Source organism: Neisseria sp. HMSC067G12 (assembly GCF_001812725.1).
Lineage (GTDB): Bacteria > Pseudomonadota > Gammaproteobacteria > Burkholderiales > Neisseriaceae > Neisseria > Neisseria perflava.
Genome location: NZ_KV810202.1, coordinates 39,227 through 62,884 on the forward strand (window position 1 = coordinate 39,227; position 23,658 = coordinate 62,884).

The window sequence follows — 23,658 nt, forward strand, 5'->3', positions numbered from 1 at the left end:
TGTCGGATTATAGCATTGACTGTTTGTCAGGCCGTCTGAAAACTGAATTTTTGGGTTTTCAGACGGCCTTTCGTTTGTTATATGTTAAGGAATATTTAGTTTTGAAGTAAAAAATGAAGGGTATATTGTCTGTTTGTGTTAACCTTACGGACGAACTAATCATTTTGTTTTCAGTCGAATTTGGGTTGAAATGACATTTCACTCATGAAATCATGAAGACTATAATGACTGGTCTTTCTGAAGCGCATTAAGGCAGTTTGTCGCTAAAGCAAGCCTTGGTGCATCACGTTTTAAGGATAAATCAATGAAATCGCTCAAATCATTTTTGATCTGGGGCATTGTGGTTTTGGTAGGCTTGGCCTCCTTTACTACTTTAGCTCTCAGCCGTGGCGAGCAAGTCAGTGCGATTTGGATGGTTACGGCCGCCATTTCGGTATACTGCATTGCCTACCGTTTCTACAGTCTTTACATTGCCAACCGTGTGATGCAGCTTGATCCTAACCGTCTGACTCCGGCAGAACGCCACAATGACGGCTTGGACTATGTTCCCACACATAAAGGCGTACTGTTCGGCCACCACTTTGCCGCTATTGCCGGCGCAGGCCCTCTGGTTGGTCCTGTATTGGCAGCACAAATGGGTTATCTGCCCGGTACTTTGTGGATTATCTTCGGCGTGGTATTTGCCGGTGCCGTACAGGATATGATGGTACTGTTTGTTTCTATGCGCCGTGACGGTAAGTCTTTGGGTGATATCGTGAAACAAGAACTCGGTACCGTTCCCGGCGTGATTGCATCCATCGGTATTTTGATGATTATGGTCATCATCATGGCGGTGTTGGCGCTGATCGTTGTGAAAGCATTGGTTCACAGCCCTTGGGGTACGTTCACCATCGCAGCAACTATGCCGATCGCTCTGTTTATGGGTCTTTACACCCGTTATATCCGTCCGGGCAAAATTGGTGAGATTTCCATCGTCGGCTTTATTTTGTTGATGTTGGCCGTGATTTACGGTGAAGATGTTGCCCACAGCTCCTTCGGCCACTGGTTCGACCTTGACGGCATTCAGCTGACTTGGGCGATTATGATTTACGGTTTCGTGGCTTCCGTATTGCCGGTTTGGCTCTTGCTGACTCCGCGCGACTATCTGTCTACCTTCCTGAAAATCGGTACGATTGCAGCTTTGGCTTTGGGTATCGTTATTGTTAACCCGACTCTGCAAATGCCTGCAGTTACCCACTTTATCGATGGTTCAGGCCCGGTATTCTCCGGTGCATTGTTCCCATTCTTGTTCATTACCATTGCTTGTGGTGCGGTTTCAGGCTTCCATGCGCTGATTTCTTCCGGTACTACGCCAAAAATGGTGGAAAACGAAACCCACGTCCGCATGATCGGTTACGGCGGCATGATTATGGAAAGCTTTGTGGCCATTATGGCGCTGGCTGCCGCCGCTTCGCTTGATCCTGGCGTGTACTTCGCGATGAACAGCCCGGCTGCGCTGATTGGTACAGATGCCAACACAGCTGCCGAAGTCATTACCACTAAACTGAACTTCCCTGTTGATGCCGCAACCCTGTTGCACACCGCTAAAGAAGTCGGCGAAAACACCATCCTGTCCCGTGCGGGCGGTGCGCCAACCCTCGCAGTCGGTATGGCACACATCATGAGCCGTCTGATTCCGGGCGAAGCCATGATGGCGTTCTGGTATCACTTTGCCTTGCTGTTTGAAGCCTTGTTTATCCTGACCGCGGTTGACGCCGGTACACGCGTTGCCCGTTTCATGATTCAAGACTTGGGCAGTATCTTCTACAAACCATTCGGTAACACCGACTCTATCCCTGCCAACTTGGTTGCGACATTCTTGGCCGTGGCATTGTGGGGTTACTTCCTCTATACCGGCGTAACCGACCCTCTGGGTGGTATCAACTCGCTCTGGCCTCTGTTCGGTATCGCCAACCAAATGCTTGCAGGCGTAGCGTTGATTATGTGTACCGTTGTATTGGTGAAAATGAAACGCGACCGCTATGTTTGGGTAACCTTGGTTCCTGCTTTCGGCGTATTGTTTGTGACCTGCTATGCCGGTTTGCAAAAACTGTTCCACAGCGACCCGCGCATCAGCTTCTTGGCTCACGCAGGCAAATACCGCGATGCCTTGGCTTCAGGCGAAGTCCTTGCTCCTGCTAAGGACATTGGCGAAATGTCACAAATCATCTTCAACGACCAAATCAATGCCGGTCTGACCGCTTTGTTCTTGGCAGTTGTCGTGATTGTCGCCGTGTACGGTTTCCGTACCGCCATGAAAGCCCGCAAAGTCGGCTGGCCAACTGCTAAAGAAATTCCAGCAGTGTATCGCGACGGTAAACAGCCGGAGGCTCAGCATGAAGCATAAGCTCGCATCTTGGTGGAAAACCATCAAGTTGACAGCAAACTTGATGGCTGGTGTCCCAGATTATGAAAACTACGTTGCACGCCAGCGCAAACATAATCCTAATGCGCCGGTCATGACCGAGCTGCAATTCCAAGACTACTGCCGCAAACGCCGTTGCGGTAGCAACGGCGGACGCTGTTGTTAATGAAGGCATAAATAAAAAGGCCGTCTGAAAATATTTTCAGACGGCCTTTCATTATGGAATATCAATAAACATCAAAGATTTTGTCTTGCCATCAATATTTAAGCGAACAACTTGCCAATATTTACTCATCTTCGAGCAGTACCAGCGGACGCTGTATTTTTCTGAGTTCTTCCACCTCGTCCAACAGCCGCATAATCAGCCCCAATGCGGGAATGCCGGCTTCAAAATCACGGCTTAAGCGTTGTGCGCGACGGATGCGGGCAAGATGAAAACCACTGAAGGTGCTTTTTTCGGGTGCACCATCGATGCTGATGATGTCTTCTGCTATAAGTTCCAACAGCCAATCGCGACGGCAGCGGCTGGCAGCAACGATTTCTTCAAAAGTAAGGGTAATATCGGAGGGCTGAATCATAATTTATCCTTTCTCTTATGCTTGTTTTGCGGCAAAGTGTTCGGCCAATTTTTCCCATGCGGCACGGTCGGCTTCGCTCTCTACTGGCGGAACATTAATGCGGATATTGAGATAAAGGTCTCCGGCTTCTTTTGCAGGAATACCTTTGCCTTTAAGGCGGATGCTTTTACCGCTTTGGCTGTTGGCAGGCAAATTGACCTGTAAGCGGCCTGAAGCAGTAGGGACGATGATTTTGCCGCCCAATACGGCTTCCCAAGGTTTGATATCTATTGTTTGATATACGTCTTTCCTGTTTTTGACATATAAATCAGGTTGGTCGTGGAACTTGATTTTTAAGTACAAGTCACCATTTTCCCCGCCGTTGTATCCCGGCAAACCTTGACCGGCCAAACGGATTTGTTGGCCTTCTGTAATACCTTTGGGAATTTTGACGTTGAGGGTTTTATTTTGATAAACCGCACGTCCGTGTTCGTCTAGCGTCGGCACATTCAAAGTCATGCTACGTTCTGCGCCAACATACGCTGCGTAAATATCAATACTCAATTCAGCATGTTGATCCTCGCCTTTTATTGGGCCGCGGGGTTGCTCGGAACGAGTGTGGGATTGGCGGAATGATGAAAACAGATCTTCAAAATTAAAGTCTCCCGCTCCGAACGGCTCGCCTTCATGACGTTCATAGCGGAAGCCGCCACCATTAAATCCATTGCCAAACGAATTGCCGCCTTGACCGAACGGATTGCCTCCGGCGCTACGTCCGTAAGGATTAGCCAACATTTCATCGTATTCGGCCCGCTTTTCTTTGTCGGAAAGCGTTTCGTAGGCACGGTTGATTTCTACCGTACGTTCGGCTGCGTCAGGTTCTTTGCTGACATCGGGGTGGTATTTGCGCACCAGTTTTCGGTAGGCTTTTTTGATTTCGGCCTCATCCGCATCTTTGGCAACGCCCAGTATTTCATAATAGTTTTTTTCTGCCATGTTATTCCTTTTACTGCTCATATACAAAATTCTTATAGTTTTAATAATTGAGGGTAGATATTCTAAAATCAAGGGCGTTGGAAATGAAATTCTCTATTTTTGACAATAATTAATGGATAGTTTATTTCTTTGTTTCTAGAGAAATAGAAAATATAAAGGCCGTCTGAAATACGGTTTTTCAGACGGCCTTTATCAAATTGGGGTTTTATTTGTCTTGAGCGTTTTTTTGTTCGCTAACAATCCATTGAGCAATATCTGAACCTAAGACTTTAGAAGTGCGATTTAAGACCGCACAAGAGCTTTTATAGGCGCCAAACATGCCGCCGGAAGAGTTGCGGGTAAAAGTTTTTTTTATTAATTTGTTTGCCGTCAACATACAAAGTGGCTGAAACTGCCATACCTTTGGCGTGACCGATAAAGGCATTGCCTGCGCTCATAGCGGAAGTAATGGCGATATCTGCGTATGTGCCTTGTTTTTTACCGTCACGGACAACAGTTACATCACTTTTGGCTGCAGTTTCTTGCAAGGAGTTGGACATAATGCTGCCCACTTCTAAACATTCGGAAACGATACGGGTATCGATTTCTTCTTTGTCGCGGTAAGGGATGCTTTCATCAATATGGACATCTGCGCTGGCAAATGCAGATGCAAACAAGAGTGCGGTTGCAAGGATGCGGTTAGGAGACATAGTAGGGCACCTAAAATAGAATATTAAAAAGAGTTGTCATTGTATAACGGCGTTTTCACTCAATCAACATAAGTTAAGTTGGTCAATGCTTTGTTGAGATGGGTGTTATGGTAAGACAAATCAAAAGGCCGTCTGAAATAAAGTTATTTCAGACGGCCTTTTGATTAAGGTATTAATTTGTTCTGGTCAAATAAGGCAGGGGATCGACTGCTTTGCCGTTTAGACGTACTTCAAAATGTAGCTTGACGCTGTCTGAATCGCTGTTGCCCATGGTGGCGATAACTTGGCCTGCTTGGACTTTTTGATCTTTTTGTACCAAAAGCGTGTCGTTGTGGGCGTAGGCGGTAATGGTGTAGTCATTGTGGCTGATCAAAATCAGCTTGCCGTAGCCGCGGACTTCTTCGCCAACGTAGATAACGGTACCGGCTGCGGCGGAACGGATTTGTTGGCCTTGTGTGCCTGCAATATCTATGCCTTTGCTGGTTGTGCCGTTGTAGCGTTGGATAATGGAGGATGAAGCGTTATCGGTCGGCCATTGCAGGTTCAATCGGTTGATTGGGGTAACGGCAGTGGTTTGGTGTTGCTGTGTTGCAGTGCTGCGTGAGGCGACATGACGGCGGACGCGCAATACTTGGCCGACTTCGATTTGTGAGGCATTGGGAAGGTTATTCCATACAACCAGTGTGTTGACATTTTGTCCGTAGCGTTTGGCGATTTGGGTCAGGGTATCGCCAGGGCGGACTTTGTAGTAGCCGTCAGGTACGGCGCGGTTGGAAGAGGTATTGTTGCCGGCGCAGGCTGCTAAGACGGCAATGGTGCTGATGAGTGCCAGACGTTTCAAGGCCGTCTGAAAGGTGGAAATAAAGTTTGTATTCATGGGATATTTCAAAATGTATCGTTATGCTGTGTATGATAGATAGGAAGAGTGAAAAAAGGTTCACTCAAAAGGCATGGGGTAAAATGCAGAAAGGCAGTATATTAACATTGAAAAATTGTGGATATGGCGGCATATTTTTTTATCATATTGATGATAAAGGACTTTTTTAGTAAGGTAAAAGAAAGTGAAAGTTTTTCAGACGGCATTGAATAAGGCAATAAAAATCCCCTGCCGGGATAAACGGGCAGGGGATTTTTGTCTTATTGAACTTATTTATTCAATTCGTTAGCCAGATACAGCCAGGTTTCAATGACGGTATCAGGGTTGAGCGATACGCTCTCGATACCTTCTTCAACCAGCCATTTGGCGAAGTCCGGATGGTCTGATGGTCCTTGACCGCAAATACCGATGTATTTGTTTTGTTTGCGGCAGGCAGAGATTGCCAAGTGCAACATCACTTTAACGGCAGGGTTGCGCTCGTCGAAGGAGTCGGATACCAAACCGCTGTCACGGTCGAGGCCGAGGGTCAGCTGGGTCATGTCGTTAGAGCCGATGGAGAAGCCGTCGAAGTATTGCAGGAATTGTTCTGCCAATACCGCGTTGCTTGGCAACTCGCACATCATGATCAGGCGCAGGCCGTTTTTGCCGCGTTCCAAACCGTTTTCTTTCAGGGCTTTAACAACAGCTTCTGCTTCACCCAAAGTACGAACGAATGGAATCATGATTTCGACGTTGGTCAAACCCATTTCATCGCGAACGCGTTTCAAGGCTTTGCACTCGAGTGCGAAGCAGTCTTTGAAGTTATCGGCTACATAACGTGCTGCACCACGGAAGCCCAACATTGGGTTTTCTTCGTGTGGTTCGTAGATGCTGCCACCCACCAAGTTAGCGTACTCGTTGGATTTGAAGTCAGACATACGGACGATGGTTTTGCGTGGATAAACCGAAGCAGCCAAAGTTGCCACACCTTCTGCGATTTTATCGACATAGAAGTCAACAGGAGAGGCGTAGCCGGCGATGCGGCGGGTAATTTCAGCTTTCAACTCGTCGTCTTGTTTGTCAAATTCCAACAAGGCTTTAGGATGGATACCGATTTGACGGTTGATGATGAATTCCATACGTGCCAAGCCGATGCCTTCGCTAGGCAGGTTGGCGAAGCTGAATGCCAATTCAGGGTTACCAACGTTCATCATCACTTTGACAGGGGCTTTAGGCATGTTGTCCAAAGCAACATCGGTAACTTGTACGTCCAGCAGGCCGGAGTAGATGAAGCCGGTATCGCCTTCGGCACAAGATACGGTAACTTCTTGGCCGTCTGAAAGCAGGTCGGTAGCATCGCCACAACCTACAACAGCCGGAATACCCAATTCACGCGCGATAATCGCTGCGTGGCAGGTACGGCCACCACGGTTGGTAACAATGGCAGAAGCACGTTTCATTACCGGTTCCCAATCCGGGTCGGTCATGTCGGTAACGAGTACGTCGCCTGCTTCAACGGAATCCATCTCTGAAGCATCTTTCACCAAGCGAACTTTACCTTGGCCAACTTTTTGACCGATAGCTCGGCCTTCGCACAAGACAACTTTTTCGCCGTTGATAGAGAAGCGGCGCAGGTTGCGGCTACCGTCTTCTTGAGATTTTACAGTTTCAGGGCGTGCTTGCAGGATGTAGAGTTTGCCATCCAAACCATCGCGCCCCCATTCGATGTCCATTGGGCGGCCGTAGTGTTTTTCGATGGTCAGCGCGTAATGAGCCAACTCGGTTACTTCGGCGTCGGTAATGGAGAAGCGTTGACGGTCTTCTGCAGGTACATCAACGTTGGTTACAGATTTACCGGCTTCGGCTTTGTCGGTAAAAATCATTTTGATTTGTTTCGAACCCATGGTTTTGCGCAGGATAGCCGGTTTGCCTGCTTTCAAAGTAGGTTTGAATACATAGAATTCGTCAGGGTTTACCGCGCCTTGTACGACGTTTTCGCCCAGGCCGTAAGAAGAGGTAACGAAAACGACTTGGTCGTAACCGGATTCGGTATCGATGGTGAACATCACACCGGAGGCACCGCTGTCAGAGCGCACCATGCGTTGTACGCCGGCAGAAAGGGCAACGATGTCGTGTTCGAAGCCTTTGTGGACACGGTAAGAAATGGCACGGTCGTTGTACAGGGAAGCGAATACATGGTGCATCGCTTCTTTAACGTTATCCAAACCATTAATATTCAGGAAGGTTTCTTGTTGGCCGGCGAAAGAAGCGTCCGGCAAGTCTTCTGCTGTTGCAGAAGAACGTACGGCAACGGAGATGTCCGCACCGCCGGCATCGGCAACCATTTTGTTCCAAGCTGTTTCGATTTCAGCATCCAGTTGCTCAGGGAACGGGGTATCCAAAATCCATTGACGGATTTCTTTACCCACGCGTGCCAATTCAGCAACGTCTTCAACATCCAGTTGTTTCAGGGCTTCGGAAATACGCTCGCTCAGACCATTGTGAGCCAGGAAAGCACGATAAGCTTCGGCTGTGGTTGCAAAACCGCCGGGAACGCGCACGCCTTTTTCAGTCAGTTGGCTGATCATTTCGCCCAAAGAGGCATTTTTACCGCCCACTCGCTCAACGTCAGTCATACGCAGGTTTTCAAACCAAATAACGTAGTTTTCGGCCATTTGTGTGTCCAATCCAAAAAATGTTAAAAAAGAAACAAATCCGCCTGCTTATTGTAGCCATTCGTTTGATGGCTGTCATGTGTTTTATCTTTTTAAAAATCACAAATTCGTCTGTGATATTGTGCTTTTCAGGCGTGTAGCCTTCTGAAATGTGAATATCAGATTCATGTTTTTACGTGTTATCTTCTTGTTAAATATGGAAAACAAAATAAGTTAATAAATTTGATAAACAAGATTTATTTTGCAATTTTAGAATAAAATTCTACAAAATAGCAAAAAATAAAATTTTGTGCCAATTTAAAAATTGTTCAAATTTGTTGTAATCCTGTGTAATCTATCGGGAATCGCTTTATTGCAAAGGCTGTAACTGCTATGATTGCCGTCTGAAACGTTACCCTCAAGAGGATTCATTATGACTGATCCACGCCAAGTCTTCTATATTTCCGACCGAACCGGTCTGACCGCTGAAAATATCGGTGAAGCCTTGCTGAACCAATTTGGCAATGTTGAGTTCAAACGCCATACCTATCCGTTTATTGATACGCCTGAAAAAGCGCGTGCTGTTGTAGACAAAGTCAACCAGTCAGCTGAAAAATTCGGCGTGCGCCCGATTGCTTTTGTCAGTGTGGTCAATGACGAAATCCGTGAAATCATCAAGAAAGCTAATGCGTTCCATATTAATTTCTTTGAAACCTTTCTCGGTCTTTTGGAAAAGGAACTCAATACGGAGGCGGTTGCCGCCCAGCAGGGGCACCACAGTATCGGCAATACCCAACGCTATGATGCGCGTATGGAGGCGGTCAATTTTTCACTGAATCATGATGACGGCGTCAGCGATAAAAACCTGCAGGAAGCGGATGTGATTTTGATGGGCGTGTCCCGTTCGGGCAAAACGCCGACCTGTCTCTATCTGGCCCTGCAATACGGTATCCGCGCCGCAAACTATCCATTGATTCCCGATGATTTGGAATCGACCGATTTGCCGCGTATGGTCAAACCTTATAAAGACAAGCTGTTCGGCTTGACCATTCAGCCTGAACGCTTGCAGGCAATCCGTCAGGAACGCCGTCCTAATTCGACCTATGCCAAAATCGATACTTGCCGCAGCGAGATTGCTGATGCGCAAAATATGTTCAAACGCCACGGTGTACCGTTTACCAATACAACCGATAAATCAGTGGAAGAACTTGCCGTTCATATCTTGCAGGCTTGCAAGTTGAAACGCCGTTTCTAAATGAAATGATAAAAGGCCGTCTGAAATTTCAGACGGCCTTTTTTTATTTTGTGTATTAAGTCTTAGGCAGGGTAACACCGGTTTGTCCCATGTATTTGCCGTTGCGGTCTTTGTATGAAGTTTCGCAGACTTCATCGCTTTCAAAGAACAAGACTTGAGCCACGCCTTCGCCGGCATAGATTTTGGCAGGCAGGGGGGTGGTGTTGGAAAACTCAAGCGTAACGTAGCCTTCCCACTCTGGCTCGAACGGGGTAACGTTGACGATAATGCCGCAGCGAGCATAGGTGGATTTGCCCAAGCAGACGGTTAGGACGTTGCGCGGGATGCGGAAATATTCGACTGTGCGCGCCAAAGCAAAGGAGTTGGGCGGAATGATGCAGCAGTCGTCTTCGACTGTAACGAAGTTTTTCGGGTCGAAGTTTTTCGGGTCGACGATGGTGCTGTTGATATTGGTGAAGATTTTAAATTCATTAGCACAACGGATGTCGTAGCCGTAGCTGGATGTGCCGTAGGAAATGATGCGTTGGCCGTTGGCCTCTTTGATTTGGTTGGGCTCGAACGGCTCAATCATGCCGTGTTCTTCGGCCATGCGGCGTATCCATTTGTCGGATTTAATGCTCATGGTGGTTGTCCTGGGGTAAGGGTTGTTTGGAAATTCTTTAAAATCAACACAACAGCCTTATAGGCAGGCTTGTTCATTGATGTTTCAGACGGCCTAGAAGATGGATAAGGCCGTCTGAAAGGCTGTTTATTTGGTTTTGGAAGCAGATTTCTTAGGCAGTTTGACTTCTTTAATCATACCGTCTTCGCATTTCATGATGAAGACTGGTGTGCCGTTTTGGGAGGCGGTAAAGTTTCCGTGCGCCCTGCCTTTTTTGAACACGCCCTCCAGCGTCATATTGCGTAATTTGGCGCTGTTGGAGGAGAAAGGTTCGATAAAGGTTTCGCTGTTGCTGGAAACGGTATATACGCCTTTGCCGTCAAATTTGCCGTTTTTAAAGGCTCCGACATAGCTGCGGCCGTCTTGGCATTTCCATGTGCCTTTGCCGGATGGTTTGCCGTCTTTGCCGACATCGCCATCGTAAACGCAACCTTTTTCCTGATAAGGATTGATGGTTTCGGCAATGGCAGGCGAACCCAGCATGAAGGCGATAGGGAGTAGGGCGAGGTATTTCATCATTCATTCCTTTTTGCAGGCAGTTTCAGACGGCCTGATATTGGGATTCAAAAGTCAGCAGGGTTTCAGCAATACGGCGTGGCAATATGGCTAAAGCGTGTTCGCGCATGGATGCAGGGATACCATGGTAGGCTTCGGCAATACTGCCGGTAATGGCTGCTAAAGTATCGCTGTCTCCGCCCAGGGAAACTGCCAGTCGGATGGCGTGTTCAAAATCATCGCTTTCAAGAAAGGCGGTAACTGCTTGAGGTACGGTTTCTTGACAGCTTTCGTTGAAATGATAATGCGGCCGGATTTGGTCGCAACTTTGGCTCAAGTTGTAGCCGAATTGTCGTGTAATGTCTTCTTTGATTTGCGCTTTGCCGATGCCGGTACGCGCCCAAAAGATGGCGGCGGCTACAGCTTGTGCACCTTTAATGCCTTCCGGATGGTTGTGCGTTACGGCGGCGGATTGTTCGGCAAAATGCAGGGTTTCTTCCAATGTGGCAAATGCCCAGCCAACGGCAGAAACACGCATGGCCGAGCCGTTGCCCCAGCTATTATAAGGTTCTGGATCTTTCCATTCTATCCATTGTGAAAAGCGGCCGCCATATGCGCCTTTAGGGTAGGGATATGCCCTACACCAGCCTTGTAAAATAGAGGCTAAATGATCGTTGCAGCCTTGTAAAACCCAATCGGCGATGGCAACAGTACAAATCGTGTCATCAGTAAAGTCGCTGTCGGGGCTGAAAATGTCAAAATCGATGTGACGGTAGTTGTCAAACTCAAATCTTGATCCGGCAATATCGCCAATGACTGCGCCCAACATCATGACATCCTTTCTGATACTTCTATTTATATTTCAGACGGCCTTTGATATTTCCCAATCAAAAGGCCGTCTGAAAAATTATTCTTGCCAGCCGCCCAAATAAGAAACCAGTTCTTCCAACATGGTGCTGATGGCTTCGGTCATCAGGATTTGCGAGGCAAAGGCGAGGCTGGCGGCATCGTCGCCGTTGCTTTCCGCTTCTTCTTGCAAAACGTCCAGATACTGGATGCGTTTGAGTGTAAAGTCTTGGGTAAGGATGAATGCGATTTGTTCTCGCCATACCAAGCCCAGCTGGGTAACAGTTTTGCCGTTTTTGACGTGTTGTACCACTTCATCGGCGGTCAGGTCTTGTTTGGAAACTTTGACGACCGGGACAACATCGCCTACGCCTTTGAGTTCGCAATCGCTGTCCAATTCAAAACCGCCTTCGCAATGGCCTTGCAGCAGCCAGCTGGTCATCAGGGAGGAGGGCGATTGTTTGGTGTTGGGCAGGGCTGCTTCAAGGCCGCCCAAGGCTTCGCGCAGTTTGGTCAGGATATTTTCCGCTTTGGCAGATGCGGCATTGTTGACCAAAAGATACCCGTGGCGCGTGTCGAAAATCACCTGTGTGCGGCTGCTGCGCGTAAAGGCACGGGGCAGCAGGTCGTCAGTAATCTGTTCTTTCAGTTCTTGTTTTTCCTTGCGGCCGACATTGCGCGCTTCGTTGTTTTGGATTTCCAAAACCTTTTCATCCAAAATATCACGGATGACGCCGGCAGGCAGGACTTTTTCTTCTTTTTTCAGGGCCACACGCCAAGTGTAATCGGCAGGGAAAACCAGCTCGGGCGAAAAGGAAACCGGCGTGGCAAAGCCTTCGCTAAACCAGTCCAAACCCTGACAATGGGCAAATTCGGATTGCGCCAATTTGTCGGCAAGGACTTCCAATTCGGGCAATTTGTCTTTGTTGAGCGGATAAAAACTGATTTGCTTAAACCACATGGCGAGTTTTCCTTTTTATTAAAACCGGCATTATACAGGGAAAATAACATACGGAAATCGGCAGCACCTTTAAAAATGCAGTAAAGGCGTTGACAGAAGAAAAGGCTTTCTGTATAGTTCGCGCTTCGGTTACGCGCCCATCGTCTAGAGGCCTAGGACACTGCCCTTTCACGGCGGCAACCGGGGTTCGAATCCCCGTGGGCGTGCCAAAATTCTTAAAAAACGCTCCTGCTTTTTTCAGGGGCGTTTTTTGTTTTCAGACGGCCTGTCGCTGTGAAAATATCTTTAAATTGGTTTACAATAATGCCATTCTGAATCTTAACGAGAGAAAACAATGTTAGACATCCAATTGCTCCGCAGCAATACCGCCGCAGTTGCAGAACGTTTGGCCGCACGCGGTTACGAGTTTGATACCGCGCGTTTCAACGCTTTGGAAGAGCAACGTAAAGCCGTTCAAGTGAAAACAGAAGAGTTGCAGGCTTCACGAAACAGTATTTCCAAACAAATCGGTGCGTTGAAAGGTCAAGGCAAACACGAAGAGGCTCAAGCTGCGATGGATCAGGTTACCCAAATCAAGGCGGATTTGGAGCAGGCTGCCGCTGATTTGGATGCCGTTCAGAAAGAATTGGATGCTTGGCTGCTGAGCATTCCGAACCTGCCGCACGAAAGTGTGCCTGTCGGTAAAGACGAAACTGAAAACGTTGAAGTCCGCAAAGTGGGCACGCCGCGCGAATTTGATTTTGAAATCAAAGACCATGTTGATTTGGGCGAGCCTTTGGGCTTGGATTTTGAAGGCGGTGCGAAACTGTCCGGCGCGCGCTTTACCGTCATGAAAGGTCAAATCGCCCGTCTGCATCGCGCTTTGGCTCAGTTCATGCTGGATACGCACACGCTGAAACACGGCTATACCGAACATTACACGCCTTACATTGTGGATGACCTGACCCTGCAAGGTACGGGTCAACTGCCTAAATTTGCAGAAGATTTGTTCCACGTTACCCGCGGCGGTGATGAGAGTAAGAAAACGCAATATCTGATTCCGACTGCTGAAGTAACGCTGACCAATACTGTTGCCGACAGCATCGTGGCCGGCAGTGATTTTCCGTTGAAATTAACTGCGCATTCCCCATGTTTCCGCTCCGAAGCGGGCGCATACGGTAAAGACGTGCGCGGCTTGATTCGCCAACACCAATTCGACAAAGTGGAAATGGTGCAAATCGTTCATCCGGAAAAATCATACGAAGCGCTGGAAGAAATGGTCGGCCACGCTGAAAATATTTTGAAAGCGTTGGAACTGCCATACCGCGTGATCACTTTGTGTACCGGCGACATGGGTTTCGGCGCAACTAAAACCTACGACTTGGAAGTTTGGGTTCCTGCGCAAAACACTTACCGCGAAATTTCCAGCTGTTCCAACTGCGAAGATTTCCAAGCTCGCCGCATGAAAGCGCGTTTCAAAGATGAAAACGGTAAAAACCGTTTGGTGCATACTTTGAACGGCTCAGGCTTGGCAGTCGGCCGTACTTTGGTGGCGGTATTGGAAAACCATCAAAATGCCGATGGCAGCATTAATGTTCCTGCTGCGTTGCAACCGTATATGGGCGGCGTGACCAAATTGGAAGTAAAATAATCGTTGTTTAAATAAAAAGGCCGTCTGAAACTTGGGTTCAGACGGCCTTTTCTATGATTGAGCAATTATTTGTTGTGTTGACGGAAATATTCCCATTCTTCGACAACGGTACCGTTAGGTAAGTGGCACACGCCGTATTCACCACCGTCTTTATCTTTTTTGATTTCGGATTTGCCACCTTGTTTGACGCAGAATTCAGAAGCAGGATTGGCCACGCCGACCTTAGGAGATTCTTGTTTTTCAGAAGCGGAGCAGGCGGCCAAAGCAGTGGCGGCAGCGAGGCTGAGGATAAGGGGTTTGATCATGACGTATCTTTCATTTGAAGGATAAAAACAAGTGGATTATAGGGGACGCTTGCGTTTAATTGAGTTAAACAGATTAAAGGCCGTCTGAAAAGTTTTCAGACGGCCTTTAGTTTAAGAAGTCATACCGGATTATTTGGCTGCTTCGGTTTTTTCGCCTTCTTTAGCAAAGTATTTGGCGTAAATTTTGTCGTATTCGCCGCTTTCGCGTACTTTTTTCAGCGCATCGTTCAACATTTTGATGGTTGCTTCGTCGCCTTTGCGTGCAGCGATACCGTAGTTTTCGATGGTGAAGTCAGGCAGGGAGATGAAATCCAAGCCTTTGGTCGGGTTGTTTTTCACATAGTTGGCAATGACTGCGCTGTCGCTGACTACGGAATCCAAACCGCCGTTTTCCAATTCTTTGATAATCAGGGGAACGCTTTCAAAGCGGGCGATTTTCGGATTGTCGTTGCCCAAGAGTTTGGAAACGGAGAAGTCGCCGGTGTAGCCGGTTACCACGCCGACTTTGGCCATGTTTTTCAGGTCTTCGGAAGAAGATACTTTTTTGCCTTTCGGAACGAGGACGACTTGGGTAATTTCAAAGTATGGGTCGCTGAAGAGCATGCTTTGTTTGCGGTCGTCAGTGATGGTTACGCCGGACATAACGATGTCCACGTCGCCGTTGTTCAGCGAAGGGAAGAGGCTTTCCCATGGCTGGTGTTTGAATTCGACTTTGAAGTTGCCGGCTTTGGCCATGGCATTCATCAAGTCAACGTCAAAACCTTCCACTTTGCCGGCAGAATCCAAAGATTCAAATGGGGCAAACTCGGCGTTAGAGCCGACACGGTACACTTTATCGGCAGGAGCAGAGGCATTGTTGCTTTGACCGCCGCAGGCAGTCAGGGCAAGGGCGGAACAAGCGAGGGCAGTGGCCAGCCATTTTTTCATGTTCATGATATGTGCTTTCTTAATAAAATGTTAACGGATAAAATCTTAGTTTAGCATAATTTTGTGAACAAACTAGCCGAAATCAGTGGTCTTTTTCTCGGAAAAATGCGTAGGTTACGTCATGGAAAAGGTCGGTGTGCGGGCTGTCTTCATAGCTCAATTCCGCCAACGCGTCTTCAAAGGCAAGCTGGATGGATTCTACGGCATCGTTGGCCATGTCAGAGGGCAGGGAGCGGATAAGGCCTTTGAGGGCGGTGGCGAGGACGTGGTTTTGCATACGCAAAGCGTCGTTGGCCTCTTCCAGATATTCGAGGCGTTGTTCGATGCTGCTCATGATGTATCCTTGAGTATTAAATAAAATAGTGATTATATAGCGAATTAATATTAAAATGTGACGCTTGCGCCGGCTTGCCGGATATGTCCAACCATCGGCCGTATTTCAAGTGATTTTAGGTTTGAATGCGGCTCACAATAAAAATGAAAAAACGAGATTATTATGGAAAACAACCGTCTTGACCCCACAGCCCTCGAGGAAGAAGATCTGAATTGGGAAAAACGCTTGGAAAGATTGCGTCAGGCACGACAATTCAATACTGCGCCGACTCATGCGCCATTGGTCAAAAAATCGGACGACGCTGTCGATGTTGCGCCCAAAACCGCGTCTAAAAAAGAATATAAATTAGATGCGGACAATCGTGAAAAAGTATTGGAAGAATATTTGTACCGCTGGCAGTTGGAACACAATACTGCCCTTGCAGACGATGGCGAAGCAGTGGAAACCGATGCGATGGTGGTTTTGCAGGACAACTGGTTGAGCGCGCAATCGGCATTGCAGGCCGCGGCTTCAGAGCGTCATATTGAATCCACCCGCACTGTCAGACTGAATCCGAAATCAGGTGCCGTAGATTTTGATGCGCCTGAAGTGGAAGAAACTGAAAAACCGGAAAATGATGATGCGCAAGCGGCTGAAGAGGCGGTTTCAGACGGCCTTGAAAAAGAACCGGCCATCAATGTCCATATCAATGTATTGAACCCGCAGGCGATTGGCCGTCGGGAAGTATTCTGTGTTTCTGAAAAGGATTTGACCGAGCGTCTGATTAAGCGTTTGCGTCCCCATGTGGCCGATGCGGTCAACGGCATGATTCGGATTGCCGTGCAAAAACAAATGGCCTTGTTCACTTACCAGTTGCAGCAAATGCTGAACGAGCAGGCGCCTGGCTTGGTGGAGGATGTATTGGAACACAACGTCAAACGTATTTTGGACGATATGAAGACTGAAATGAAATACCGCCGTTGAGTATCCTGGCCGTCTGAAAAGTTTCAGACGGCCTTTGGCGTAAAATTCCCTTAAAATTTTACGAAACGTGTATAATAGCGGCTCACGTTTTCGTGATAAATATCCTTTCTAAATAGTTGATATGCCCGATGCAGAATCGGGCATTTTTTTTGAGATTGTTATGAATAAAAATAAAATCATTGTATTGCTGATTGCTTTGGTTGCCGTATTTGCCTATAACAAAATGCAAAACAATCAGCCGGTACAATCGCAGAATCAGCAGAAAATAGAAGCTGTTCAAAAACAAAATAATGTGGGTAAAAAGAATGCCGATGCGGCTCAGCAGCAAATCGGTTCGGGCAAAGAATCAGCCGAAGCGGTTTTGAAACAGGCGTTTGAAAACGAGCAAAGCGATATTCAGGTTGAGGGCGAGGGCACGGTATGGAAAACCCTGCCGGATGACAACAAAGGCACGCGCCACCAACGCTTTATCTTGAAGCTCTCCAGCGGTCAGACGCTTTTGGTGGCACACAATATCGACCTTGCCGATAAGATTAAGGGTTTGAAAAAAGGCGATAAAGTAGCGTTTTACGGCGAATACGAATGGTCGGAGCAGGGCGGCGTTATCCATTGGACGCACCATGACCCGTCAGCCCGGCATACTGACGGCTGGTTGAAACACGACGGCCGCCTTTATCAGTAAAAACGGTTTTCCTGTTTTTTCAGACGGTCCGAAACACGGCCTTCGGCTTGAAAGATAGTAGAAATCGGCGCAAAATGTTAACAAGTTAAACAGACGGAAAAATATTGTTCCGTCCATTGGAATACACAGTAGATTGGAAAATAAATGAACAAAAAACTTCATCCGCAAACGCTGGCCATCCGGGGCGGCAAAGAGCAAACCGAATATCGCGAACACAATCAGGCGCTGTTTTTGACCAGCAGCTTCATGTGGGAAAGCGCGCAACATGCGGCAGATTTGTTTTCCAAAAAAATTAAAGGCTTTACCTATACCCGTACAGCCAATCCGACTACTGCCGCTTTTGAAAAACGCATTGCTGCATTGGAAGGTGCAGAGCGCGCGGTAGCCACTTCGACCGGTATGTCCGCGATTCAGGCAGCGTTTTTTACCTTCTTGCAAGCCGGTGATCATGTTATTTCCAGCCGCAGCCTGTTTGGTACAACTGTCGGTTTCATCAATAACATCGTTACCAAGTTCGGCATCGAAGTCAGCCATGTATCGCCGGTTGATGTGGATGAATGGAAAGCTGCCATCAAGCCCAATACCAAACTGTTTTTCTTGGAAACGCCGTCCAACCCTTTGGGCGAAGTTGCCGATTTGGAAGCTTTAGCTGAACTGGCACACCGCATCGGCGCGCTTTTGGTGGTGGACAACAGTCTCTTGTCGCCAGCCGGTTCGCAACCTTTGAAACACGGTGCGGATATTTCCGTGTCTTCCGCAACCAAAGCCATTGATGGCCACGGCCGCGTGATGGGTGGCGTGTTGGCCGGTTCGGATGAATTGATGACGCAAGTAGCCATGTATTGCAACTCTTGCGGTTTGGCGATGTCTCCGTTTAACGCATGGCAGCTGTTGAGCGGCGTGGAAACCTTGTCGCTGCGTATGGAAAAACAATACGACAATGCGCTGAAAATTGCACAATGGTTGAAAGAGCAGCTGCAAGTCCAAGCTGTGTACTACACCGGTTTGCCCGACCATCCGCAAGCCGAACTGATCCGCAAACAGCAAAATGGCGGCGGTATTGTGGTAGGTTTTGAAGTCGCAGACCAAGAAACGGCATGGAAAATCGTGGACGGCGTAGAGCTCTTTTCCCGTACTGCCAACCTCGGCGATGTGCGCTCGACCATCACCCATCCGTGGACAACCACGCACGGCCGGATGCAGCCTGAAGAAAAACTCGCCGCGAATATCCGCCCGGGCTTGATCCGCCTCTCTGTCGGTTTGGAACACATCGACGATTTGATTGATGATTTGCAACAAGCATTGAACAAATAATCTAAAAACAAATTTCAGACGGCCTTAAATTTTAATAGGCCGTCTGAAAGCAATTAAACACACATCTTAAGAATAAAAGGAAAAAAATAATGTCTGAAGCAGAATTCGCCTCATGGGCAATGAAAATCCTACTGAGTGGCCTGATTATCTTTTTGGGCTTTATCGTTTGGAACTTGGGTAAAGAATCCAAAGCCGGCAAATTCGGCATTGCCATGCTCTTCTTGGTTTTGGGCTTGGGTGTGTTTGGGTTCGTATTTAAAGAATTGCTGATTAGCTTTTTGGTATTGCCGAAGTAGGCAGGAAGTTTATTGATAGAACAAGGCCGTCTGAAAAAATGTTCAGACGGCCTTTTGATTTGATGTTTTAAATTACGCCCAATTCTTGCAAGCCGCGCAAGACGCCGTCTTCATCAACACTTGGGCAGACGAATTGTGCGGCAGATTTGGCAGCGTCTTCGCCATTGCCCATGGCAACACCAAAGCCGACGGTTGACAGCATTTCCAAGTCGTTGAAGCTGTCGCCGAATGCCATCACTTTGTTCATATCAATCCCCAGTTTTTCCACTGCGTGGGCGATGCCCCGTGCTTTTGAACCTTCTTTGCGCAGCAGGTCCACAGCATATTCATGCCAGCGGACGGATTTGAAGCCGTGTTGCTGGGTTAGCGGTTGCAGGATTTTTTCTTCTTCCTTATCCACAAAGACCAACATTTGATAAACAGGTTGTTTGCGGAAATATTCTTTGTCAGTCAGGAAGTTGGGCAGGATATGCGATAAGCCTTCGACAACGCGTGGCGAATGGGAGGAAACGGCAATTTCTTGGTTGTTGACAAAGGCGTAGTCTATTTTGTGTTGTTCAAGCAGGTTGATGGCGGTTTCGATGTCGGCAATGTCCAAGGGGTAGCTTTGCAGAGGTTCGCCGCGAAAGGAAATATATTGGCCGTTGATGGTAACGAGCATGTCGATACCGCATTCTTGAATCAAGGCTTTGACTTTGGCGGGAATGGCGGCTTTCGGACGGCCGGTGGCAATGGCAGTTAAAATGCCTTTGGCTTTCAATGCGCGCATGGCTTGGGCAACCGAAGGACGCAGGGTATCCGTGTATTTGCGGTAGAGGGTGTCGTCGATGTCAAAGAAGATGATTTCAGGATTGTTCATGGTTTACTCATCGGGCTGGGTATACACAGCTTTCATTGAAAATTGTGTGAACAGCTTGTGTATAAATTGGTTTAGTATTTGATTGCTATTATAAAAATAAGTTCTGATTAAAATTTAGGCAGAGTTTTATTTTGAGAATAAAGCGGAAAGTTATTCACAATAGGCCGTCTGAAAATTTGGTTTTCAGACGGCCTTGTTTTAAGCAATCAAACGGATATTTTCTTTGTCTTGTCTGAATTTGTTTTTAATCACGAGAGGCAGGCTGCTGTCGAAATACCAGCTTCCATCAGGCAATGCCAACGCGCCGCCGGCGCAGAGCAGGGTAATGCTGTTTCCGGTCAGGGGGTCGGTTTCGGTAATTTCAATTTCGTGCGCTTTGCCCCAATCAGTTACGGGGAGTAGGGCAGCAAGCTCGGTAATGCGTTGGTTTTGATGTTTGATGCCGTTTGGCTGGCGGCAGTTGCCATTGCATTTTCCGACAGCCTCAACAGGGCAGGGTTCGCCCTTTGCGTAGCCGGTCGGCAAAATATTGAGCGAATCTGGGCAGAGTCTGTGTTCTTGCGACCATTGCGTCAAAGCGCGTTTGGCTGCTTTTTTGTGGGCAAACAAACCGTAAGGACGCCAGTTTCTGGTGCCGCTGTTTAACAAGACAATGCGTGCTTGAAGGCCGCCGTGTTCGTCAGCGATAAAGCGGACGGTAGAAAACGATGTGGACTTTTCAGACGGCATCAGTTGGTATTCCTGCATAGTCTGGGCTTTGAGCCATAATGTATGGAGCTGCCCGACTGCCGGAATAAAACGGATGGAGGCTGCGGCTTTGATGTGCGGCGGCAGTTTTTTGCTGTGCAGCAGGGTAGCGGTTTCACTGTATGTGCGTTCATGTGCTTCAATGGCTTGGGCTTTGCCGAAATAGTCAAACCAAACCAATACGCCGTAACTGTCGGGCAGGGCATAGAGCTGTTGGGCAAGCGAATCAGGCAGCCAAGTGGGCAACATTTTCGGATTCATCAATACACGGACGTGTTCGTCCCATTGTTGATGATTTTTTTCTGTCAGACTTAATTCGAGATAATCACACAATGCGGCCACATCGGTCATGGCGCGGTGGCGGTTGGTCGTCTGAATGCCGGTGCGTTCGATAATGCTGTCGAGGCTGTGTTTGTAAAACTCAGGATACAGGCGGCGCGACAGTTGAACCGTACAGAGCGAGGGAGCGGCAAAGTCAGTATGGATACGGGCAAACTCGTGGCGCAGGAAGGTGTAGTCAAAGCGGCTGTTGTGGGCAACAACCACTGCACCTTGCAGCAGCGGCAACAAATCGCCTGCAATATCGGCAAAGACAGGCGCGTTTTTTACCGTTTCATCATGAATTCCGGTCAGCCTGGCAACAAATTCGGGAATGCTGCGGCAAGGATTGACCAATTGCTCGTAATGTGAGGCGCGTCCTTGCTCAAAGCGAACAAGGGCGACTTCCGTTATCCTGTCTTGATAGAAATTTCCACCGGTCGTCTCCAAATCCACCACGACCACAGGCCGTCCCAAACGGGAAAATGCTTCGGATAAGAGCGGCCAGCGTGCGAAATCTGACATTTTATTCTCTGTAAATTCAATAGCAAATGCGCATTTTACACGCTGTCTGCAAGTTTTCCAAATAAAACGCTTGACAATAAATAGCCCTCTCTTTATAATTCGAATCTTTCTTGATGCACCCGTAGCTCAGTTGGATAGAGTATCTGGCTACGAACCAGAGGGTCGGGCGTTCGAATCGCTCCGGGTGCGCCACAGAAAATCTCCGCGCCCATCGTCTAGCGGTTAGGACATCGCCCTTTCACGGCGGTAACCGGGGTTCGATTCCCCGTGGGCGTGCCAGTTACTTTAAAATAAGCCATCACTAAAGAATAGTGATGGCTTATTTTTTTACATTTATTTTTACATTTATAAGTTTATAGTTATTTAATTTTTTAAATAGCTTTCTTAGTTGTTCAGACGTCCTTTGCCTATCCTTCTACCCAAAGCATCGTAGGTGTAGGCCCAAGTCTCTTTTGTGCCGTCTTTTTTGAAGATTCCGGCTTTGACCAGTTAGTCATGCAGATCGCAGAAGTAGTTCTGTACTTCGCCGTCGGCCAGTTCACGGTGGATCAGGTTGCCGAAGTGGTCGTAGTAATAGTTGCTGCCGTTGTATTCTTTAAGGGGGTTGTCCGGTATATGAGGGACGATTTGTTGAATTAGGTTCAATTTTTTGGGGAAAGATAGATTGACCCATTAGGGCTTGCCTCTATTCCAGTACTATCTTCTCTTTCTGGTTTTCAGGTGCCGAAAGAGTCAAGCTACTGGTGTAAATTCACGATTAGACAACTGCAGAAGAAAGCAGCCAACAGACACACTACCTCCTCTGTAATCAAATTGGTATCCCAAGAGGGATGACCGACTGTGAAGATAACCTCTGGTTTGGGAATTATTACGACTGGGGCAAACTAAAAAGAGAAATGGATATATCTGGAACTGCTCGCTAACCATTTCGATTATGCATTACAACTTTTTCAGGTATTATGAGCTATGGCATTAAGGTTGTCTTAAAACATTCCTTCCAGACAAACTTAATGCTCTGTTAAGATATTATCTTCACATTATTGGGTAAATAATATCTTCTTAACAGGGCAAAAAATAGTCATAATTTTTTGTGTCTAATTTCTTAAATAAGTAAGATTAATTTTTGAAACTTTATTTGATATCAAATATTCTCCATGGAATGAGTCCTGTTCGATAATGTGCCCCTTAGGAAGTTTCCAACATTTTCTTAATCCTCCTCCAGAAGTTTTAGGTTTGTAACGATAGTCCGCTAAATCTTATTAATTAATTGATATTTATCAATATTTTTAATTCGTCTGGTAGTTTGGCACCATTTATATATGCCTTTTTAGCCCAAAATATGGCTTTTTCTTTATTGCCTTGTGTGAAAAATAAATCGGCTAAATTGGATTGGGCAATTGGATGTCCATTTTTTGCCGCTATCTCTAGCCATTTAAATTCCAAATCTTGATCTAAAGATACAAACATATGGTATTGATATAATTTGAATGCTGAGTTTTTATCTCCATTAGTGGCGTTCTTTTCGAGAATTTGAATTTCTTCATCTGGAATCCAATAAGTACTACCTGTTGATATGAAGTCAGTCATTTTCTCATTTCTTTCCGGATGTTGTTTACATGATATTAAAGGGGTTAATAACAAAAATAAAATTAAGAAATTTTTCAGTATTTCCATAGTTAGCATGTTCCTTACTTATTTTTTACTTTGAGGAGTAAAGCTTCTCATGGTGCCTGGTTTGCTTGTATCTTGCGAGCGATCAGCCTTCATTCCCATCGGTGTTAATTCCCCGTTACTTGAAAACCAAAGATATTCATTTGGTGCTTTAACTGTAGTATTTAATTCATTAGCAAGTTGTTGTCCAAGAGGGTTTGCTCCTTTTCCTGTATTACAGGATAAAATCTCAACCGTCATACCTGATTTATAGTTAGGATTTTTTTTAATTCTCGCTGCTAATTTTTTAGCATCTAATCTTTCACCTGTAGCTCCATCTACCATCAATGAAGGATTACCATGCCCTCCTACTTGGAAAGTATTCGGTTTATTGGCAACTTTATGAGCGTAAGAGTGTATGTCTTCATTACTTAGGAATAAATTCATATCAACTCCAGCTAAACCTAACCAATCGACCCATACTTGGGTATTAGGTGCAAATTGATAAAGATTATCCCCCCATCAACCCTATCGGATAGCGACGACGCCATCGCTTAATTAAAAATCCTGCCTTAAGATCGGCAGGATTTGAAAATAGCTTTCACATTATGAAATAAAACAGCACTTCATTTTTCTCAAAAAATCGTCTTATTTATCTCGGCACGCTTCAGTTTACAGCATATTCTTGAGATATATTTGTTAATATAAAGTTAAATTCTTTTCTGTGCTTTTAT

At 46.9% G+C, this 23,658-nt stretch carries 26 protein-coding genes and 3 tRNA genes; 11 read left to right on the top strand and 18 right to left on the bottom strand.

Annotated features, from left to right (window positions below):
- The first annotated feature begins 304 nt into the window (after positions 1-304).
- The gene (locus tag HMPREF2871_RS06875; RefSeq protein ID WP_049343945.1) at positions 305-2,386 is read left to right on the top strand and encodes a carbon starvation CstA family protein; all 2,082 of its coding nucleotides are present in this window, start codon (positions 305-307) and stop codon (positions 2,384-2,386) included.
- Positions 2,376-2,570 carry a YbdD/YjiX family protein gene (locus HMPREF2871_RS06880; protein ID WP_049343946.1) on the top strand — a complete coding sequence of 65 codons (195 nt, stop codon included), beginning with the start codon at positions 2,376-2,378 and terminating at the stop codon, positions 2,568-2,570. The genes HMPREF2871_RS06875 and HMPREF2871_RS06880 overlap by 11 nt, the downstream gene beginning before the upstream one ends.
- Positions 2,571-2,691: 121 nt before the next feature.
- Here HMPREF2871_RS06880 and HMPREF2871_RS06885 read toward each other — a convergent pair whose 3' ends face one another.
- The 5 genes from HMPREF2871_RS06885 to ppsA form a co-directional block, all read right to left on the bottom strand.
- The gene (locus tag HMPREF2871_RS06885) at positions 2,692-2,982 is read right to left on the bottom strand and encodes a chaperone modulator CbpM (protein WP_049343948.1); all 291 of its coding nucleotides are present in this window, start codon (positions 2,980-2,982) and stop codon (positions 2,692-2,694) included.
- Between the two features lie 15 nt (positions 2,983-2,997).
- Positions 2,998-3,957: a DnaJ C-terminal domain-containing protein gene (locus HMPREF2871_RS06890; protein WP_049343950.1), complete on the bottom strand. Its 960-nt coding sequence runs from the start codon at positions 3,955-3,957 to the stop codon at positions 2,998-3,000.
- 302 nt (positions 3,958-4,259) lie between these two features.
- Positions 4,260-4,646 carry a hypothetical protein gene (locus HMPREF2871_RS06895; RefSeq protein ID WP_239665345.1) on the bottom strand — a complete coding sequence of 129 codons (387 nt, stop codon included), beginning with the start codon at positions 4,644-4,646 and terminating at the stop codon, positions 4,260-4,262.
- Positions 4,647-4,818: 172 nt separating this feature from the next.
- Positions 4,819-5,523, bottom strand: a complete 705-nt coding sequence (locus HMPREF2871_RS06900; protein WP_049343951.1) for a peptidoglycan DD-metalloendopeptidase family protein — start codon at positions 5,521-5,523, stop codon at positions 4,819-4,821.
- A gap of 269 nt (positions 5,524-5,792) precedes the next feature.
- Positions 5,793-8,177, bottom strand: coding sequence for a phosphoenolpyruvate synthase (gene ppsA, locus HMPREF2871_RS06905; protein ID WP_049343953.1), 2,385 nt, complete (start codon positions 8,175-8,177; stop codon positions 5,793-5,795).
- Between the two features lie 412 nt (positions 8,178-8,589).
- On the opposite strand from ppsA, the gene HMPREF2871_RS06910 reads away from it, so the two are divergent.
- Positions 8,590-9,411: a posphoenolpyruvate synthetase regulatory kinase/phosphorylase PpsR gene (locus HMPREF2871_RS06910; protein WP_004520520.1), complete on the top strand. Its 822-nt coding sequence runs from the start codon at positions 8,590-8,592 to the stop codon at positions 9,409-9,411.
- A 55-nt stretch (positions 9,412-9,466) separates the two neighbouring features.
- Here HMPREF2871_RS06910 and dcd read toward each other — a convergent pair whose 3' ends face one another.
- From dcd to rdgC, 4 genes are all read right to left on the bottom strand, one after another.
- Positions 9,467-10,033 (bottom strand): dCTP deaminase, encoded by a 567-nt coding sequence (gene dcd, locus HMPREF2871_RS06915; protein WP_003680541.1) that lies wholly within the window; start codon positions 10,031-10,033, stop codon positions 9,467-9,469.
- Between the two features lie 126 nt (positions 10,034-10,159).
- Entirely contained in the window at positions 10,160-10,591 is a 432-nt protein-coding gene (locus HMPREF2871_RS06920; protein WP_004521094.1) for an MORN repeat-containing protein, read from the bottom strand.
- Between the two features lie 22 nt (positions 10,592-10,613).
- Positions 10,614-11,396 carry an ADP-ribosylglycohydrolase family protein gene (locus HMPREF2871_RS06925; protein WP_039862574.1) on the bottom strand — a complete coding sequence of 261 codons (783 nt, stop codon included), beginning with the start codon at positions 11,394-11,396 and terminating at the stop codon, positions 10,614-10,616.
- Positions 11,397-11,474: 78 nt separating this feature from the next.
- Positions 11,475-12,374: a recombination-associated protein RdgC gene (gene rdgC / locus HMPREF2871_RS06930; RefSeq protein ID WP_004521096.1), complete on the bottom strand. Its 900-nt coding sequence runs from the start codon at positions 12,372-12,374 to the stop codon at positions 11,475-11,477.
- A gap of 133 nt (positions 12,375-12,507) precedes the next feature.
- Between rdgC and HMPREF2871_RS06935 the strand changes: the two genes are divergently transcribed.
- Positions 12,508-12,583: transfer RNA gene (locus HMPREF2871_RS06935), tRNA-Glu, on the top strand.
- Between the two features lie 125 nt (positions 12,584-12,708).
- A complete protein-coding gene (gene serS / locus HMPREF2871_RS06940; RefSeq protein ID WP_004521097.1) occupies positions 12,709-14,004 on the top strand; it encodes a serine--tRNA ligase in 1,296 nt (431 codons plus the stop codon).
- 65 nt (positions 14,005-14,069) lie between these two features.
- Here the strand turns inward: serS and HMPREF2871_RS06945 are convergent, their stop codons facing one another.
- From HMPREF2871_RS06945 to HMPREF2871_RS06955, 3 genes are all read right to left on the bottom strand, one after another.
- On the bottom strand, positions 14,070-14,309 hold the full coding sequence (locus HMPREF2871_RS06945) for a putative hemolysin (protein WP_004521099.1): 240 nt from the start codon (positions 14,307-14,309) through the stop codon (positions 14,070-14,072).
- 129 nt (positions 14,310-14,438) lie between these two features.
- Complete coding sequence (locus HMPREF2871_RS06950) at positions 14,439-15,242, bottom strand: basic amino acid ABC transporter substrate-binding protein (RefSeq protein WP_004521100.1); 804 nt, start codon at positions 15,240-15,242, stop codon at positions 14,439-14,441.
- Positions 15,243-15,318: 76 nt separating this feature from the next.
- A complete protein-coding gene (locus tag HMPREF2871_RS06955) occupies positions 15,319-15,570 on the bottom strand; it encodes an NGO1151 family protein (protein WP_003680526.1) in 252 nt (83 codons plus the stop codon).
- A gap of 162 nt (positions 15,571-15,732) precedes the next feature.
- Here HMPREF2871_RS06955 and HMPREF2871_RS06960 point away from each other — a divergent pair, with 162 nt between their 5' ends.
- From HMPREF2871_RS06960 to HMPREF2871_RS06975, 4 genes are all read left to right on the top strand, one after another.
- A complete protein-coding gene (locus HMPREF2871_RS06960; protein WP_004521101.1) occupies positions 15,733-16,533 on the top strand; it encodes a hypothetical protein in 801 nt (266 codons plus the stop codon).
- A gap of 121 nt (positions 16,534-16,654) precedes the next feature.
- Positions 16,655-17,215: a DUF3465 domain-containing protein gene (locus tag HMPREF2871_RS06965; RefSeq protein WP_004521102.1), complete on the top strand. Its 561-nt coding sequence runs from the start codon at positions 16,655-16,657 to the stop codon at positions 17,213-17,215.
- Positions 17,216-17,359: 144 nt separating this feature from the next.
- Positions 17,360-18,529 (top strand): O-succinylhomoserine sulfhydrylase, encoded by a 1,170-nt coding sequence (gene metZ / locus HMPREF2871_RS06970; RefSeq protein ID WP_004521103.1) that lies wholly within the window; start codon positions 17,360-17,362, stop codon positions 18,527-18,529.
- An 89-nt stretch (positions 18,530-18,618) separates the two neighbouring features.
- Positions 18,619-18,825 carry a DUF2788 domain-containing protein gene (locus HMPREF2871_RS06975; protein ID WP_004521104.1) on the top strand — a complete coding sequence of 69 codons (207 nt, stop codon included), beginning with the start codon at positions 18,619-18,621 and terminating at the stop codon, positions 18,823-18,825.
- 67 nt (positions 18,826-18,892) lie between these two features.
- On the opposite strand, the gene HMPREF2871_RS06980 is transcribed toward HMPREF2871_RS06975, so the two are convergent.
- Positions 18,893-19,684 carry a Cof-type HAD-IIB family hydrolase gene (locus HMPREF2871_RS06980; RefSeq protein WP_004521105.1) on the bottom strand — a complete coding sequence of 264 codons (792 nt, stop codon included), beginning with the start codon at positions 19,682-19,684 and terminating at the stop codon, positions 18,893-18,895.
- A gap of 198 nt (positions 19,685-19,882) precedes the next feature.
- A complete protein-coding gene (locus HMPREF2871_RS06985; protein WP_039862575.1) occupies positions 19,883-21,274 on the bottom strand; it encodes a 3'-5' exonuclease family protein in 1,392 nt (463 codons plus the stop codon).
- 115 nt (positions 21,275-21,389) lie between these two features.
- Here HMPREF2871_RS06985 and HMPREF2871_RS06990 point away from each other — a divergent pair.
- Positions 21,390-21,466: transfer RNA gene (locus tag HMPREF2871_RS06990), tRNA-Arg, on the top strand.
- 12 nt (positions 21,467-21,478) lie between these two features.
- Positions 21,479-21,553 (top strand) — tRNA-Glu (locus HMPREF2871_RS06995).
- Positions 21,554-21,658: 105 nt separating this feature from the next.
- Here HMPREF2871_RS06995 and HMPREF2871_RS12200 read toward each other — a convergent pair.
- The 4 genes from HMPREF2871_RS12200 to HMPREF2871_RS07005 form a co-directional block, all read right to left on the bottom strand.
- A complete protein-coding gene (locus tag HMPREF2871_RS12200) occupies positions 21,659-21,763 on the bottom strand; it encodes a hypothetical protein (protein ID WP_283771159.1) in 105 nt (34 codons plus the stop codon).
- Complete coding sequence (locus HMPREF2871_RS12120) at positions 21,764-21,919, bottom strand: hypothetical protein (RefSeq protein ID WP_004521108.1); 156 nt, start codon at positions 21,917-21,919, stop codon at positions 21,764-21,766. It abuts the gene before it with no gap.
- Between the two features lie 618 nt (positions 21,920-22,537).
- Entirely contained in the window at positions 22,538-22,948 is a 411-nt protein-coding gene (locus tag HMPREF2871_RS07000) for a tetratricopeptide repeat protein (RefSeq protein ID WP_224783393.1), read from the bottom strand.
- A gap of 18 nt (positions 22,949-22,966) precedes the next feature.
- Positions 22,967-23,371, bottom strand: coding sequence for a hypothetical protein (locus tag HMPREF2871_RS07005; RefSeq protein ID WP_049343954.1), 405 nt, complete (start codon positions 23,369-23,371; stop codon positions 22,967-22,969).
- Positions 23,372-23,658: the final 287 nt, after the last annotated feature.